At 64.9% G+C, this 15,850-nt stretch carries 12 protein-coding genes; 9 read left to right on the forward strand and 3 right to left on the reverse strand.

Features of this window, described 5'->3' with window-relative positions:
• Positions 1–100: 100 nt before the first annotated feature.
• From R2C4_RS19770 to R2C4_RS19780, 3 genes are all read right to left on the reverse strand, one after another.
• On the reverse strand, positions 101–1,363 hold the full coding sequence (locus R2C4_RS19770; protein WP_141891928.1) for a glycerate kinase type-2 family protein: 1,263 nt from the start codon (positions 1,361–1,363) through the stop codon (positions 101–103).
• Positions 1,364–1,443: 80 nt separating this feature from the next.
• Entirely contained in the window at positions 1,444–2,421 is a 978-nt protein-coding gene (locus tag R2C4_RS19775; RefSeq protein ID WP_058285463.1) for an HpcH/HpaI aldolase/citrate lyase family protein, read from the reverse strand.
• 187 nt (positions 2,422–2,608) lie between these two features.
• Entirely contained in the window at positions 2,609–3,223 is a 615-nt protein-coding gene (locus R2C4_RS19780) for a response regulator transcription factor (RefSeq protein ID WP_141891929.1), read from the reverse strand.
• Positions 3,224–3,521: 298 nt separating this feature from the next.
• Between R2C4_RS19780 and R2C4_RS19785 the strand changes: the two genes are divergently transcribed.
• The 9 genes from R2C4_RS19785 (at position 3,522) to R2C4_RS19825 (ending at position 15,811) form a co-directional block, all read left to right on the forward strand.
• The gene (locus R2C4_RS19785) at positions 3,522–4,772 is read left to right on the forward strand and encodes a pyridoxal-phosphate-dependent aminotransferase family protein (RefSeq protein ID WP_141891930.1); all 1,251 of its coding nucleotides are present in this window, start codon (positions 3,522–3,524) and stop codon (positions 4,770–4,772) included.
• 32 nt (positions 4,773–4,804) lie between these two features.
• The gene (locus R2C4_RS19790) at positions 4,805–6,004 is read left to right on the forward strand and encodes a malate--CoA ligase subunit beta (RefSeq protein WP_058285466.1); all 1,200 of its coding nucleotides are present in this window, start codon (positions 4,805–4,807) and stop codon (positions 6,002–6,004) included.
• Positions 6,001–6,894 (forward strand): succinate--CoA ligase subunit alpha, encoded by an 894-nt coding sequence (gene sucD / locus R2C4_RS19795; protein ID WP_008556966.1) that lies wholly within the window; start codon positions 6,001–6,003, stop codon positions 6,892–6,894. Before R2C4_RS19790 ends, sucD begins: the two co-directional genes overlap by 4 nt.
• Positions 6,895–6,993: 99 nt before the next feature.
• Positions 6,994–7,965 (forward strand): 2-hydroxyacid dehydrogenase, encoded by a 972-nt coding sequence (locus R2C4_RS19800; RefSeq protein WP_141891931.1) that lies wholly within the window; start codon positions 6,994–6,996, stop codon positions 7,963–7,965.
• Positions 7,965–10,625 carry a phosphoenolpyruvate carboxylase gene (locus R2C4_RS19805; RefSeq protein ID WP_141891932.1) on the forward strand — a complete coding sequence of 887 codons (2,661 nt, stop codon included), beginning with the start codon at positions 7,965–7,967 and terminating at the stop codon, positions 10,623–10,625. The genes R2C4_RS19800 and R2C4_RS19805 overlap by 1 nt, the downstream gene beginning before the upstream one ends.
• A gap of 13 nt (positions 10,626–10,638) precedes the next feature.
• Entirely contained in the window at positions 10,639–11,922 is a 1,284-nt protein-coding gene (gene glyA / locus R2C4_RS19810; RefSeq protein ID WP_141891933.1) for a serine hydroxymethyltransferase, read from the forward strand.
• Positions 11,923–12,313: 391 nt separating this feature from the next.
• Complete coding sequence (locus tag R2C4_RS19815; RefSeq protein WP_416361464.1) at positions 12,314–13,102, forward strand: DeoR/GlpR family DNA-binding transcription regulator; 789 nt, start codon at positions 12,314–12,316, stop codon at positions 13,100–13,102.
• 153 nt (positions 13,103–13,255) lie between these two features.
• Complete coding sequence (locus R2C4_RS19820) at positions 13,256–14,932, forward strand: Na/Pi cotransporter family protein (protein ID WP_141891935.1); 1,677 nt, start codon at positions 13,256–13,258, stop codon at positions 14,930–14,932.
• A gap of 39 nt (positions 14,933–14,971) precedes the next feature.
• Entirely contained in the window at positions 14,972–15,811 is an 840-nt protein-coding gene (locus R2C4_RS19825) for a DMT family transporter (RefSeq protein ID WP_141891936.1), read from the forward strand.
• The last annotated feature ends 39 nt before the right edge of the window (positions 15,812–15,850 follow it).

Genomic DNA, 15,850 nt, shown 5'->3' on the forward strand with positions numbered 1-15,850 from the left:
TCTGTTGCCGCCGCAGGAGCCGCCCCTTTCGGCGGCAAAGCCGCCTGCCGGGCGGCGGGACGGGAGTATTTTCAGAAAGATGAAAGAGCGGGTGCTCTGATCAGCCTGGACGTTTCAGGAAAACTTGCACATCGGCCACATTGGTGCCGGTTCCGCCGGTGATCAGCAGCGCGTCCGCGGCTTTGAGGGCGGCGTAGCTGTCGTTGTTGGCAAGCAGCGCCTCCGGGTCCAGGCCTGCGGCCTTGATGGCGTCCCAGGTGGCCGGGGTCGCGATACCGCCGGCGGCATCTGTCGGCCCGTCGCGCCCGTCAGTGCCGCCGGACAGGAACAGCCAGTCGCCGCTGAGCCGTTCCGCGCCCAGTTTGGCGACGCGCAGAGCGAGTTCCTGGTTGCGCCCGCCGAGGCCGCTGCCGCGGAGCTGCACGGTGGTTTCGCCGCCGAAGATGAGCGCGACGGGTTTGTTTTTGGGGGCATTTTGCGCAGCAGTGACGACAGTTTCAGCAGCCTCTGCCACGTCACCCACCAAGCGGTGGGAGACCAGCTTGCAGGTCCAAACCTCTGCCGCCGCGGCCATCATCGCCTTCAGGCTGTGGCGGTTGGAGCCGATCAATGTGTTGCTGGCCGGGGGCGGGACGTCCCGGACCTCTTCAGCCGTGCTGAGCTGCGTTCTGACGGCCGCTGGCGCATTGTCCCAGATGCCGGCGCGCTGCAGGATCTCCCGTGCCTGAGCGCGGGTGCCGATCGGTGCCACAGTGGGGCCGGAGGCGATGGCGCGCAGGTCGTCTCCGATCACGTCAGATAGGATGAAGGCTTGCACCTGAGCAGGCGCGGCATGGCGCAGCAATCCGCCGCCCTTAATGCCCGACAGCTGCTGGCGAATCAGGTTCATCTCGTTGATCTCAAGGCCCGAGGCGAGCAGCAGCTGGTTCACCGCAGCCTTGTCCGCCAGTGTCAGACCGGGGGCGGGGGCCACCATCAGGGCGGAACCGCCGCCGGAAATCAGCGCGATCAGCCGGTCATCGGGGCCGAGCAAATGCGCCAGTTCAATAGCCGCCTGACCGGCGGCGGCGCTGGCTTCATCCGGCACCGGATGGGCGCCGCAAATCACCGTGGCGCCAGGAATTTCCGTGTAATTTTCAGGGTTTGTGATTGCCAATGCCTGGGCTGCATCCGGGATCAGCGCGAGTGCCTCCCGCATCATCGGGATGGCGGCTTTGCCCACGGCCAGCAGCACGTTTCTGCCGCCTTCGGGCAGGGGGGAGAGCGGTGACAACTCTAGCTGCGCACGCAGGGCCTTGGCCGGGTCTGCGCGGTCGACAGCGGCCTGGAACAGGGCCCTGGCGGTGGTCAGCAACTCGGTCATCCGGATCTCCCAAGTATAGTCGAGTTCAGCCGCCCCGGCTCAAGCCAGGACGGCGCAAGGTCTTGAAGCAGAACGGCGGCTTAATTGCCGGCGATCTGCTTGGCCTTCTCCACCAGCACTTCTGCCTGACGGATTGAGGCGTAGTCAATCAGGCGGCCGTCCAGCGATACCGCGCCCTTGCCGGCGGCTTCAGCCTCGGCCATGGCTTCCAGAATGCGGTGGGCCTTGGTGATTTCCGCGTCCGACGGCGACATCACTTCGTTGGCCAGCTCGATCTGGCTCGGGTGGATCGCCCATTTGCCTTCACAGCCCAGCACCGCGGCGCGTTTGGCGGCGGCCTTGTAGCCTTCCTTGTCCTGGAAGTCGCCGAACGGGCCGTCGATCGGCCGCAACCCGTTGGCGCGCGCGGCAACCACCATGCGGGCCAGCGCGTAGTGCCACATGTCGCCCCAGTGCACATCGCGCGAGCCGTCTGCCGCCGGGTCGGTCAGCACCGCGTAATCCGGGTTCACACCGCCGATGATAGTGGTGCGGGCGCGGGTCGAAGCGGCATAGTCGGCGACACCGAAATGCAGCGATTCATTGCGCTTGGAGGCTGCGGCAATTTCACTCACGTTCTGCATGCCAAGCGCGGTCTCGATGATGTGCTCGAAGCCGATCCGCTTCTTGTAGCCCTTGGCATCTTCGATCTGGGTGACCAGCATGTCGACGGCGTAAACATCCGCCGCGGTGCCCACCTTGGGGACCATGATCAGATCGAGGCGTTCGCCTGCCTGTTCAACCACATCGACCACATCGCGGTACATGTAGTGGGTGTCGAGGCCGTTGATTCGCACCGACATGGATTTCTTGCCCCAGTCGATCTCGTTCAGGGCCTTGATGATGTTCTTGCGGGCCTGGTCTTTTTCGTCCGGCGCAACCGCGTCTTCGAGATCCAGAAAGATCACGTCGACGTCAGATTGTGCTGCTTTTTCAAACATCTGCGGCTGGGATCCGGGGATTGCCAGCTCGCTGCGGTTCAGGCGGCCGGGGGCCTGTTCGACGGTATGAAACGACATGGGTGCGCTCCTCATTCGCAATGGGGTTTCGTCCTCTCCTCTCTAGGCATTCCTCATGAGGACGTTTCCTGTCAAGAAAAAAGTTTTCATTTAAATACATTCGCGCGGGAGCGCGCCCGCGCGTCGCGCCCTCGCGTGCGTACGCGTGTGCGCACCCGCGTGCGAGGCGCGGGGCGGCGAACCGGGGCTATTCCTCCAGGCTGAAATCGCCCCGGGCGGCGCGGTTGGCGTAGTAGAACGCAATCGCCTGGGCGCGGTTCTTGACCGAGAGTTTTTCGTAGAGGTTCGACAGGTGGAACTTCACCGTGTTGGTGGAAATCTCCAGCTCCTTGCTAAGCTCCTTGTTGGTGAGCCCCTTGGACAGCGCCTCCAGCATCGTGCGCTCGCGGCGCGACAGCTGTTCGATCGGATCGGTCTGCAGCCCGCGGACGTCCAGGAAGGGGAATACCATCTTGCCCGCCGCCACGGCCAGGCAAGTGTCGAGCAGCCCCTCGACAGCGCTGGAGCGCGGGGCAAAGCCGGCCGCGCCTGCGCTCATCGCCTTGCGCGGCACGTCGCCGCTGTCGTCGGCATAGACCACCAGCCGCGGCGCGTTGGCCTGGTCGCGCAGCACCTCGATCAGCTTGGCACCGCCAAGGGCGGGCAGGTTCCAGTCGATGATCCCGACCTGGACCGGCACCCGCATCACGGTTCCGAGGAAACCTTCGGCGGTGGCGGAGGTGGCGACCAGCGAGAATCGGGGGTCCCTTTCGAAGATCTCGGACATGGCCGACAGCACCAGCGGGTTTGCGTCAGCAAGCATGACCGAAATAGGGGAAACTTTGTCGCTTATCGGAGCCATTTGGTGCCTTTTTGTCAAATACTACCCTAATGGGTAGGGTCAGTTTTGGTATGCAACGGTATTTTTACCAGTTTGGGTAGGTAACTTGCCCCCCATTTAGATACCCAAAAGCAGGATATAGGAATGTTGCGGGTTTTGTCGACCTAGGGTTTCCTTGCGTTAACAGATGTTGACCGTCAGGAAACAAACCTTCCCGCAGCGAAGAAGGCCCGTGACCTCCGGCGCATCGGCAACCGCACACCAACAGAGGTTTGACCCGATGACAGAACCCACGATCTTCCCCAGCCTGGAAATCCCGGAGACCCTGGCCGCCGGCCCTGGCCCGGGCAATACCGACCCCCGCGTGCTGCAGGCCTTTGCCAACACCGGCCTGGCTGACCACATGCAGGCGGACGTGCTGCGCGGCATGATCGAGTGCAAGCAGATGCTGCGCGGCCTGTGGGGCACTTCCAACACCTACACCTACGGGGTTGGCGGCACCGGCTTCTCCGGCCTGGATTGTATGCTGAACGCGATCCTGCCGGGCGACACCGTGGTTGCCTTCCAGAATGGCACCTTCTCTGGCATCGACGCAATGACCATCCGGATGAAGGCCGCCACCCGCGAGGAGCTGGCTGCCAATCCGATGAACCCGCAGCCTGCCTCCGTCACCGTGGTCGACGTGCCGCATGGCGAGTCGGTATCCGGCAAGCTGGTGGAGCAGGTGCTGGGTGAGAAGAAACCAAAGTGGGCGTTCATGGCGCATTGGGAAACCGGCTCCGGCCGCATTAACGACCTGAAAGGCTTTTCGGACGCTTGCGTCAAGCACGGCGTGATGGGCCTGATCGACGCGGTGTCCTCGCTGGGCATCGAAGACTTTTCGATCGACGATTACCCGGGCGTTGCCGGCTGGGCCTCCTGCCCGCAGAAGGGCGTGCTGTGTTTGCCGCTGACTTATGCGCCGGTGTCCTTCACCGAAAAATACATCCAGACCGTGCGTGAGAACGGCTGCCATTCCTATGTCCACAACCCGATCCTGGAAGCCCGCCACTGGGGCATCGTGGACGGCCAGGATGTTGCGGCCGGCACCTACCACCGCACCCATTCCGGCTATGCGGTTGCCGCCTTCCACGAGGCGCTGCGCATTACCCTGCAGCATGGCCGCGCCCAGAAGGCCCGCGATTATGCGTTCCACGAGAAAGCACTGCGTGATGCGGTCACCGCCATGGGCTGCGATGTGACCAGCAACATGACCAGCCTGGTGGTTCTGAACCTGCCCGGCGATCTGGCCGGCAAGGAAAAGGAACTGGTGGGCAACTGCCGCGCCGTGGGCTTTGGCATTTGGCCGACCCTGTCGGAGCCAGTCCAGGTCCGCATCGGCATCCTGAATCAGATCACCCCGGCGGCCATCACCGACATCGTCAACCGTTTCGGCAAGGCGATGAACGACATGGGCGCAAACGTCGACATGGCAGCGGTCAACGCCTTGCTCGACAGGCACTACTCCGCAGCCCTTGAGGCCGCTGAGTAACGTTTTCCGGCATCCATGAGGAGGAGAGAACCATGGATATCCACGAATACCAGGCCAAGGAAGTTCTGAGCAACTTCGGCGTGACCGTTCCGCCGGGCGCGCTGGCCTACAGCCCCGAGCAGGCGGCCTATCGCGCGCGGGAGCTGGGCGGCGATAAATGGATCGTCAAGGCCCAGGTCCACGCCGGCGGCCGCGGCAAGGCGGGCGGCGTCAAGCTGTGCAATTCCGAAGCCGAGATCTATGAGGCGACCGAGAACCTGTTCGGCAAGAAACTGGTGACCCACCAGACCGGCCCCGAGGGCAAAGGCATCTACCGTGTCTATGTCGAGGGTGCAGTACCGATTGCCCGCGAGATTTATCTGGGCTTTGTGCTGGACCGCTCCAGCCAGCGGGTGATGATCGTTGCCTCTTCCGAAGGCGGCATGGAGATTGAGGAGATCTCTGCCGAGCGGCCCGAGTCCATCGTGCGCTCAACCGTCGAGCCGGCCGTTGGCCTGCAGGATTTCCAGGCGCGTGAGATTGCCTTTGCCCTGGGCATTGAACCGGCGCTGACGCAGCAGATGGTGCGCACGCTGAAGGGCTGCTACCAGGCGTTCTCCGAACTGGACGCCACCATGGTTGAGATCAACCCGCTGGTGGTCACTTCGGACAACCGGGTCATCGCGCTGGACGCCAAGATGACCTTTGACGACAACGCCCTGTTCCGCCACCCGCAGATTGCCGAGCTGCGCGACAAGTCCCAGGAAGACCCGCGCGAAGCCCGCGCGGCGGACCGCGGCCTGTCTTACGTCGGGCTTGAGGGCAACATCGGCTGCATCGTGAACGGTGCGGGCCTGGCGATGGCGACTATGGACACCATCAAACTGGCCGGCGGCGAGCCTGCCAACTTCCTGGACATCGGCGGCGGTGCCACGCCCGAACGGGTCGCCAAGGCGTTCCGCCTGGTGATGTCCGACAGCAATGTTCAGGCGGTTCTGGTCAATATCTTTGCCGGCATCAACCGTTGCGACTGGGTGGCCGAAGGTGTCGTTCAGGCGCTGAAGGAGGTGCAGGTCGACGTGCCCGTGGTGGTCCGCCTTGCCGGCACCAACGTCGAGGAAGGCCAGAAGATCCTGGCGCAAAGCGGCCTGCCGCTGATCCGCGCATCCTCGCTGATGGAAGCCGCTGAGCGGGCCGTCGGCGCGTGGAAAAACGACCTTGATCAAAACACCCGTGTGAGGGCCGTCAAATGAGCATCCTTCTTGATCGCGACAGCAAAGTCATCGTTCAAGGCATCACCGGCAAGATCGCCCGCTTCCACACCAAGGACATGATCGAATACGGAACCAACGTCGTGGGCGGCGTGGTGCCGGGCAAGGGCGGCGAGACCGTCGAGGGCGTGCCGGTCTTCAACACCGTGAAAGAAGCGGTTGAGGCCACCGGCGCCAATGCCTCTTTGGTGTTCGTGCCGCCGCCGTTTGCAGCCGACTCCATCATGGAAGCGGCGGATGCAGGCATCAAATACTGCGTCTGCATCACCGACGGCATCCCGGCCCAGGATATGATCCGTGTGAAGCGCTACATGTACCGCTATCCCAAGGACAAGCGGATGATCCTTACGGGGCCGAACTGCGCGGGCACCATCTCGCCGGGCAAGGCGCTGCTGGGCATCATGCCGGGCCACATCTACCTGCCGGGCACCGTGGGCATCATCGGCCGCTCCGGCACCCTGGGCTATGAGGCTGCGGCGCAGCTGAAAGAGCTGGGGCTGGGGGTTTCCACCTCGGTGGGCATCGGCGGCGACCCGATCAACGGCTCCTCCTTCAAGGACATTCTTGAGTGGTTCGAGAAGGATCCGGAAACTGAGGTCATTGCAATGATCGGTGAAATCGGCGGCCCGCAGGAAGCGGAAGCGGCGGAGTACATCCGCGATCACGTGACCAAGCCGGTAGTGGCATATGTCGCGGGTCTGACCGCACCCAAGGGCCGCACCATGGGCCACGCGGGCGCGATCATCTCGGCCTTTGGCGAGAGCGCTTCCGAGAAGGTGGAGATCCTGTCGGCGGCCGGTGTGACCGTTGCCGAAAACCCCGCCGTGATCGGCGAAACCATCGCAAGCGTGATGAAAAAGAACGCCGCCTGATCCGGCAACGGGACAGGCGCAACGCTCCACCCCTGGCCTGGGGCAATGGCGGGGGTGGAGCGCATTTACAAAGCACAAGCACGTCAGGGAGTTAATATCATGGCAAAGCCCAAGGTTCTGGTGACCCGCCGCTGGCCCGCCGCAGTTGAGGCACAGCTGTCCGAGGCGTTTGATGCTGTGCTGAACACGGGCGATAAGCCCCTGACTGAGGACGAGCTGCGCGATGCGATGACATCTTATGACGCAGTGCTGCCGACCGTGACCGACAAGATCTCAGCCAAGGCCTTTGATATCGCCAACCCCCAGGCCCGGATCCTCGCCAACTACGGTGTCGGCTACTCTCATATTGATATGCACGGTGCGGCCGGCCACGGCATGACCGTGACCAACACCCCGGATGTCCTCAGCGAATGCACCGCTGATATCGCCATGACGCTTTTGCTGATGGTGGCCCGCCGTGCGGGCGAAGGCGAGCGCGAGCTGCGCGCCGGCGCATGGACCGGCTGGCGCCCGACCCATCTGGTCGGCACCAAGGTTTCCGGCAAGACGCTGGGTATCGTCGGCTTTGGCCGCATTGGCCAGGAGATGGCCCGGCGCGCCCACCACGGCTTTGGCATGAAGATCGTGGTGCAGAACCGCTCCCGCGTGTCCCCCGATACCCTCGCCCGCTACAACGCCACCCAGGTCGACAGCCTGGAAGACCTGATGCCGCAGTGCGATTTTGTTTCTCTGCACTGCCCGGGCGGCGCTGCGAACCGGCATCTGATCAATACCCGGATGCTGAACCTGATGAAGCCGGACGCCTTCCTTATTAATACGGCCCGCGGCGAGGTGATCGACGAGCTGGCCCTGTCCCGCGCCCTGTGGTTCGAAACCATCGGCGGCGCCGCATTGGATGTGTTCGACGGCGAGCCGCGCATCAACCCGGACCTGATGGATTGCGACAACCTTGTGATGCTGCCGCATCTGGGCAGCGCCACCCGCGAAGCGCGCGAGGCGATGGGCTTTCGCGTGCTGGATAACCTGACCGATTTCTTTGCTGGGCGCGAACCGCGCGACCGGGTGATGTGATGGGAGATCCTGCTGAAACCGCCCATGAGGGTGTCGAAGACACCGGCTACGCCGCCGGGCTTCGCAATGAGCTCCACGCCTTGTGGCTGGATGTTTTGCGCCAGCGCGCGCCGGAGGTTGCTGCAAAGGCGGTATCCGAAACCGCTTGGGATTTGTCCGGCGGGCAGCCCGCGACCGCCTATATGCAGGCGTTCAATATCTGGTTCCAGCTGCTGAAGATCGTCGAGGAAAACGCCGCCATGCGCGACCGCCGCATGGCCGAAACCCAGGACGGGCCCGAAGTGGTCGAAGGCAGCTTTGCCCGCGCGCTGGATCTGGCCGGGGAGCAGGCAACGCCCGAACGGTTGCAGGAGGTCGCCAGCCAGTTTTCCATCGGCCCGACCCTGACCGCGCATCCGACCGAGGCCAAGCGCGTCACCATCCTGGAAATCCACCGCCGCATATACCGCGGGCTGGTGTCGCTGGAGGCCAAGCGCTGGACCCCGCGCGAGCGGGCGGGCCTGCTGGCGGATCTGCGCTCGGAAATCGACCTGTTGTGGATGACGGGCGAGCTGCGCCGCGACCGGCCCAGCCTGCAGGATGAAATCCAATGGGGGCTGCAGTTCTTCCGCGACAGCCTGTTTGAGGCGGTGCCGCAGCTGTTTGAACGCTACATCGCAGCGGCCGAACCAAGGCTGGGCGAGAGCGCCGATGCGCCCTGCCTCAAATTCCATTCCTGGATCGGCGGCGACCGCGACGGCAATCCGAATGTGACGGTGGAGGCCACGGCAGCAGCCCTGACCGCGAACCGCGCAGCGATCCTGGAACGCTATCAGAAGGCGCTGACCACCGCGGCGGAGCGGATTTCCATTTCGGCGGCGGTGTTTGCCTTGCCGGAAACCACCTCTGCCCGGCTGGCGAAGGTCATTGCCGCAGCACCCGGCGCCGCAGCACTGTCCGCCCGCAATCCCGGCGAAGTCTTCCGCCAGGCGCTGACCGCGATCCTGGCGCGGATCAGGGCCACTGCTGCCGAGGGCACTGGCGCCTATAAGCACCTTGGCGATTTCGTTACCGACCTGACAGAAGTGGAAGCGGCGCTTGAGGAAATCGGCGCCAACCGCCTGGCGGCCCGCTATGTCCGCCCGATCCGCTGGCAGGCTGATGTCTTCGGCTTCCGGACGGTGACGCTGGACGTGCGTCAAAACTCAACCGTGACCACGGAGACACTGACGGAGATATGGGCGCGCTCGGGCGAAGTGCCTGAGTTTGGCAGCCCGGAATGGTCGGCGCGCCTGCGCAGAGAATTGGGCAGCGCCTCGCTCCCCTATATGACACCGGATGAGCTGAGCCCGCAGAGCGGCGAGCTGCTGAAACTGCTGCGGCTGATGCGCGATGCAGGGGCAGGGGAGGACCCGCAGGCGATGGGGCCGTTCATCCTGTCGATGACCCGCTCCACCGATGACTTGCTAGGGGTTTACCTGCTGGCGCGCTATGCCGGGTTCGGCGCCGAGAAGGCCGCGCTCAAGGTGGTGCCGCTTTTTGAAACCATTGGCGACCTGCGCGCCGCGCCCGGTATCCTGAACGGCCTGCTGGACGTGCCCTTCGCGCGCCGCTCTCTGAAATCCAGCGACAGCCGGATCGAGGTGATGCTGGGCTATTCCGACAGCAACAAGGACGGCGGTTTCCTCTGCTCAACCTGGGAGCTGGAGAAGGCGCAACGCCTGATTACCCGCACCCTTGCGGCACACCGGATGAAGCCCGTGTTCTTCCACGGCCGCGGCGGCTCGGTCTCCCGCGGCGGGGCACCTGCCGAACGCGCTATTGCCGCCCAGCCTGCGGGCACCATCGCGGGCCGGATGCGGATTACCGAACAGGGCGAGGTGGTCAGCTCCAAATACGCCAACCGCGGCACCGCCCTGCACCAGCTGGAGCTGATGGCCTCTTCGGTGCTGCGCCATTCGTTGCAAGACGGCACCCCGCCGGTGAACCCGGACTTCGATGACGCCTTCGAGGCACTCGCAGGCATGTCCCAGGCGGCCTATTCCAACCTGCTGAACGCGCCCGGTTTCCTGGACTATTTTCAACAGGCCAGCCCGGTGGAGGAGCTGGCGATGCTGAAGATCGGTTCGCGCCCTGCCCGCCGTTTCGGGGCCGGCTCGCTGGAGGATCTGCGGGCGATCCCCTGGGTTTTTGCCTGGTCGCAGAACCGCCACATGATCACCGGCTGGTACGGTTTCGGCTCTGCGGTTGCCAGCTTCCGCAAATTTCGTGGTGCCCGCGGCGAGGCGGTGCTGCAGGACATGTTCGCAAATTCGCCGCTGTTCCGCCTGGTGGTGGATGAGGTCGAAAAGACCCTGCTGCAAAGCGACATGGAGATTGCCGCCGGTTACGCCACGCTGGTGCAGGACGCTGAAATCCGGGATCGCATCTTTGGGTCCATCCGCAAGGAGTATCAGCTGGCCTGCGACGCGATCCTGTTTCTGACCGGTGACAGCTGCCTGGCACTGCGCTTCCCGCGGCTGCGCGCCCGCTTTGGCCGCGTCGAAAACATGCTGCGCGAAATCCACAAGACCCAAGTGCGGCTCCTGCAAGAGAACCGCGCCGAAAAGCCTTCAACAGTGCCTGTCCCGCTGATGCAGTCGATGAACTGCGTGGCCGCGGGCCTTGGCTGGACTGGATAGACAGGAGCCCCGAATGTCCAAAGACCTCTTTTTCACCCAGCCCCTCGCCGAGCGCGATCCTGAGCTTTTTAGCGCGATCACGGCCGAGCTGGGCCGCCAGCGCGACGAGATCGAGCTGATTGCCTCCGAGAACATCGTCTCCGCCGCGGTGATGGAAGCGCAAGGCTCCGTGCTCACCAACAAATACGCCGAAGGCTACCCGGGGCGCCGCTACTACGGCGGCTGCCAGTATGTCGACGTCGCCGAAAACCTGGCGATCGACCGCGCCAAGCAGCTGTTCGGCTGCGAATATGCCAACGTGCAGCCGAACTCCGGCTCCCAGGCCAACCAGGGCGTGTTCCAGGCGCTGCTGCAGCCCGGCGACACCATCCTGGGCATGGATCTGGCCTCCGGCGGCCACCTGACCCATGGTGCTGCGCCGAACCAGTCGGGCAAGTGGTTCAACGCCGTGCATTACGGCGTGCGCCGCGATGACAACCGGATCGACTACGACCAGATCCAGGCGCTGGCCACCGAGCATAGCCCCAAGCTGATCATCGCCGGCGGCTCCGCCATCCCGCGCCAGATCGACTTTGCCAAGTTCCGTGAAATCGCGGACAGCGTCGGCGCCTATTTCATGGTCGACATGGCCCACATCGCGGGCCTGATCGCCGCCGGTGAGCACCCCTCGCCGTTCCCGCACGCGCATGTCGCCACCACCACCACCCACAAGACCCTGCGCGGCCCCCGCGGCGGCATGATCGTGACCAATGACGAGGCGATTGCCAAGAAGGTGAACTCGGCGATCTTCCCGGGCATTCAGGGCGGCCCGCTGATGCATGTGATCGCAGGCAAGGCGGCGGCCTTCGGCGAGGCGCTGAAGCCGGAGTTCAAGGCCTACCAGAAGCAGGTGCGGGCCAACGCGGCGGCGCTAGCGGACCAGCTGATCAAGGGCGGCCTGGACATCGTGACCGGCGGCACCGACACCCATGTGATGCTGGTCGACCTGCGGCCCAAGGGCGTGACCGGCAACATTGCCGACAAGGCGCTGGGCCGTGCCCATATCACCACCAACAAGAACGGCATCCCGTTCGACCCGGAAAAGCCCACCGTGACCTCGGGCCTGCGCCTCGGGACCCCGGCGGGCACCACCCGCGGCTTCGGCGAGGCGGAGTTCCGCCAGATCGCCGACCTGATCATCGAGGTGATAGACGGGCTGGCGGCCAGCGGTGAAGAGGGCAACGCGGATGTGGAAGCGGCGGTGCGCGCCAAGGTGGCGGACCTCTGCGCCAAATTCCCGCTCTACCCGAACCTGTAAGCCTTTACGGCACTGACAGAAACGAACCGCCGCGGCCCATCAGCCGCGGCGGTTATTCTTTGCCGCAAAGGCAGCCCTCCCGCGCCCCGCCGGTGCATCGCAGATGCCCCGGCACGGGCCTTGGGCCCGGCAGCGCCCCTAAGAGGGGCGCTGCCCGCGCCGTGCGGCCCGCACGGCGCCCCGCCCAACGCTTTCGCGACGGCCGCAGGCAGGCCGGAAAGGGGCGGGAGCGCCTCCGCCGCTGGACGGGCGGTGCGCGCGTTTGCGGGGCGTTTATGGCCTATCCGCCGGAAAATCCCAAAAAATTGTGGGATATTGTGGGGCGGTGTTGTAATGCGGCGGCGGGCCATGCCTAATCGAGTGAAGACTTAAGTTGCCAATGGGGTGCCTCTTGCCGGACTCTCTTGCCCTCTCCCACCGTGAAATGGAGCTTGTGGACGCCTTGCGGCGCCTTGGCGGCTCGGCCCGCAGTGCGGAGCTTGCCAGGATGCTCGACGTCTCAGAGGAGACCGTGCGCCGCACCATCAAGGCGCTGGACAAAGCGGGCGCGGTGCAGCGGGTGCATGGCGGCGCCTTCCTGGCCGGGCCGCAAAGCGCGACCAGCTTTGCCCGGCGGATTTCCGAGAACCAGAAGGAAAAGGCGCGGATTGCAGCCCGCGCGGCGGCGTATGTCCGCAATGGCATGGCGCTGTTTCTGGATGTCGGCTCCACCACCGCCTTTGTGGCCGAGGAGCTGCGGCAGAAGTCAGGCCTGACCGTGGTGACCAACTCCGTAGGGGCCGCGCAGACACTGGCAAACCACAATGGCAACCGGGTTCATTTCCTGGGCGGTGAATTGCAAAGCAACGAGCGCGGAACCTTCGGCTTTGTCACGGAACAGCAGGTGCGCCGCTTCGCGCTGGACCTGGCGATCCTGTCGGCGGACGGGTTCTCCGCCAAGCAGGGGATTCTCTACCACAGCGCGGCCGAGGCGCAGCTGGCGCGCGTTGTTGCGGAGTGCTCCGAACAGCTCGCTGTCGCCATTGCGCACCCCAAATTTGACGAAACCGCACCGCATTGCGGCCCGTCGCCGCGCAGGATTGATCTTTTGTTCACGGATCAGGCCCCTGGCAGGAAGCTGGCCGCAGCTCTCTCCGGCTGGGGGATAAAGACCGATATCGCGCCCGGGGCGGACGGTTGAGGGATCTGACATCAGCTCGGGCCGCGCCTGGGGGCTGGAAACCCAGGCCGTGCTGCGCGTCCCCGTTGCGCCCGCGGCCGGGCTGTGCTGATAGAGTTATGATAGTCCTCACGGCAGAGACCTCCTGCCACGGCGGGGAAACCGGAACCTGATATGGCGATCCTGACCTTTCTGATCAGCCTCGCGGGCGCGACGATGCTGCTGCTTTACGCGGTGCGGATGGTGCGCACCGGGATCGAGCGCAGCTATGGCGCCTCGTTCCAGCGGCTGCTGACCGGGCGGCAGAGCCATCTGCAGGCCGGCATGATGGGGCTGACCCTCGCCATCGTGCTGCAAAGCTCGGCGGCGGTGGCGCTGCTTGCGTCGGGGTTCGCGGCCAGCGGCTACCTCGCCTTCCCCACCGGGCTGGCGATTGTGCTGGGCGGCGATCTCGGCTCGGCGCTGATCATCCAGATCCTGTCGTTCAAGCTCGACTGGCTGGTGCCCATGCTGCTGGCGGCGGGCGGCTACCTGTTCGTCAAGACCGAGGCCAAGAAGGCGCGGCAGCTGGGGCGGATCCTGATGGGGGTGGCTTTCATCTTGATTTCGCTCAGGTTTCTGCGCGAGGCGATGGACCCGATCCGCGACAGCGCCTTTCTGCCTGCGGTGGCGGGCTATCTGGCGCGCGACTACATCACCGCCTTCCTGGTCGGCGGCGCGCTGGCCTTTGTGATGCATTCCAGCGTCGCGGCGATCCTGATGTGCGTCACCCTGGTGCAGATCGGCGCGCTCCCCTTTGCCGCCGGGCTGTCGCTGGTCTTGGGGGCGAATTTCGGCTCCGCCTTCATTCCGGTCTGGCTCAGCCGCGGCATGGACCTGCAGGCGCGGCGCATTCCCTATGCCAACCTCGCCCTGCGCGGCACCTGGGCGGTGATCTGCCTGTTCGGCGCCCATCTGGCGCTGCGCCAGGGCTGGCTCGGCGATCCGCAGGGCGGCCAGATGCTGGTCAGCGCGCATCTCGCCTTCAACGCCGCGCTGCTGCTGCTGGCGCTGCCGCTCTGCACGCCGCTGGGCGGTGTCTTTGCGCGGCTGTTCCCGGATCCGGCGGCGCCCCCGGCGCAGCCGCCGGGGCGGCCGGTCAGCGCGCTGAAGCAGGGCAGCTACGGCGCGCCCGCGCAGGCGGTGGCCAACCTCACCCGCGAGCTGCTGCGGATGGCCGATCTGGCCGGCGCCATGTTCCGCCCGGTGCTGGAACTGTACGAGAGCGGCAGCAAGGAGCAGATCCGCGCGGTGCAGCAGATGGACGCGGAGGTGAACGCCTGCCTCGCCGGCATCCGCCAGTATGTCGCGGCGATCCCGGCGGAGGCGTTCAGCAAGGACCAGCTGAAGACCGCCCGCAGCCTGATGGAATACGCCATCCGGCTGGAGACCGCGGGCGATGTGGTGGCCCGCCGCCTGACGGTGCTGGCCGAGGAGATGCGCAAGAAGGAGCTGCGGTTCTCCCGCGACGGCTGGCTGGAGATCACCCGCATGCATGAGGCGATCCTGGCCAATCTGCAGCTGGCCTCCAACGTTCTGATTTCCGACGACCTGGAGAGCGCGCGGCTTCTGAGCCTGGAGAAGACCGAGCTGAAACGGATGGAGCGCGACAGCCGCAAGCGCCACCTGCGGCGGCTGCAGAGCGGCGGGCGGGAGAGTTTCGACACCTCTGACATCCACCTGGAGACCCTGCGCGCCCTGCGCGAGTTCAACAGCCACATCGCAGCGGTGGCCTACCCGGTGCTCTACCGCAACGGCCAGCTGTTGGAGACGCGGCTGATCGAGGAGATGCGGCCGGAAGAAACCGATTGAGGCAGGAGCCGGCCTGTTAATAGAAGTCCTATCACGATTATGACCCCCTTTATCATTGCCATCATTCTGTCAGCGGCGCTGCTGCACGCGGTGTGGAACGCTATTGTAAAAACCGCTGCCGACCGCACCACAACGCTGGGGCTGGTTGCCTTTGGCCATGTCATCCCCGCCTCCGTGATGATCGCGGTGCTGCCGCTGCCGTCGGCTGAGAGCTTTGTCTTCATCCTGCTCTCGACTGCCGTGCATTTCGGCTATTACTACATGCTGGGGCGCGCCTATCAGCATGGCGACCTCAGCGTCGTGTACCCGATCGCGCGGGGCATCGTGCCGGCACTGGTGGGCCTCTGGGCGATGATCTTTGCCGGGGAGGTGCTGCCGCTGCAGGCCTGGGCCGGGATTGCGGTGATTGTGCTTGGCATCCAGCTTAGCAGCTGGAAAGCGCTGCGCTCCGGCGTTGGCCGTGCAGCACTGGGATTTGCCGCCGGGACCGGGTTTTGCATTTCGGTCTATTCGCTGGTCGATGGCATCGGGGTGCGGCTGTCGGGCAACACGCTCAGCTACTGGGCCTGGGGGGCGTTCCTGCACATCTTCATTGCGGGCTTCGTTGCTTTGCGCAAGCGCCGCACACTGGCGGCCCTGCGCCCGCGGACTTGGGCCCTGGGAATTGCCGGCGGGCTGGTGTCGATGACAGCCTACGGCCTGGTGCTTTATGCGAAGAACTTTGCCCCGCTGGGGGCGGTCTCGGCGCTGAGGGAAACTTCGGTGATCTTTGCGGCGCTGATCGGGTTTGCCATTCTGAAGGAGGGCTATTGGATGCGGCGCCTGGGCGCGGCGGTGCTGATGGCCGCGGGTGTGTCGCTCATCGGTACGGCTGTCTAGCGCCCGCGCCCCTTGGCGGCCCACAACCGGACAGGGTGG

The organism is Leisingera aquaemixtae, assembly GCF_006740765.1.
In the GTDB taxonomy this organism is placed as follows: Bacteria; Pseudomonadota; Alphaproteobacteria; order Rhodobacterales; family Rhodobacteraceae; genus Leisingera; species Leisingera aquaemixtae.

Excerpts from the sequence above, each read along its gene's own strand:
- R2C4_RS19770 (WP_141891928.1), bottom strand. The coding sequence starts at position 1,363 with ATGACCGAGTTGCTGACCACCGCCAGGGCCCTGTTCCAGGCCGCTGTC.
- R2C4_RS19775 (WP_058285463.1), bottom strand. The coding sequence starts at position 2,421 with ATGTCGTTTCATACCGTCGAACAGGCCCCCGGCCGCCTGAACCGCAGC.
- R2C4_RS19780 (WP_141891929.1), bottom strand. The coding sequence starts at position 3,223 with ATGCTTGCTGACGCAAACCCGCTGGTGCTGTCGGCCATGTCCGAGATC.
- R2C4_RS19785 (WP_141891930.1), top strand. The coding sequence starts at position 3,522 with ATGACAGAACCCACGATCTTCCCCAGCCTGGAAATCCCGGAGACCCTG.
- R2C4_RS19790 (WP_058285466.1), top strand. The coding sequence starts at position 4,805 with ATGGATATCCACGAATACCAGGCCAAGGAAGTTCTGAGCAACTTCGGC.
- sucD (WP_008556966.1), top strand. The coding sequence starts at position 6,001 with ATGAGCATCCTTCTTGATCGCGACAGCAAAGTCATCGTTCAAGGCATC.
- R2C4_RS19800 (WP_141891931.1), top strand. The coding sequence starts at position 6,994 with ATGGCAAAGCCCAAGGTTCTGGTGACCCGCCGCTGGCCCGCCGCAGTT.
- R2C4_RS19805 (WP_141891932.1), top strand. The coding sequence starts at position 7,965 with ATGGGAGATCCTGCTGAAACCGCCCATGAGGGTGTCGAAGACACCGGC.
- glyA (WP_141891933.1), top strand. The coding sequence starts at position 10,639 with ATGTCCAAAGACCTCTTTTTCACCCAGCCCCTCGCCGAGCGCGATCCT.
- R2C4_RS19820 (WP_141891935.1), top strand. The coding sequence starts at position 13,256 with ATGGCGATCCTGACCTTTCTGATCAGCCTCGCGGGCGCGACGATGCTG.
- R2C4_RS19825 (WP_141891936.1), top strand. The coding sequence starts at position 14,972 with ATGACCCCCTTTATCATTGCCATCATTCTGTCAGCGGCGCTGCTGCAC.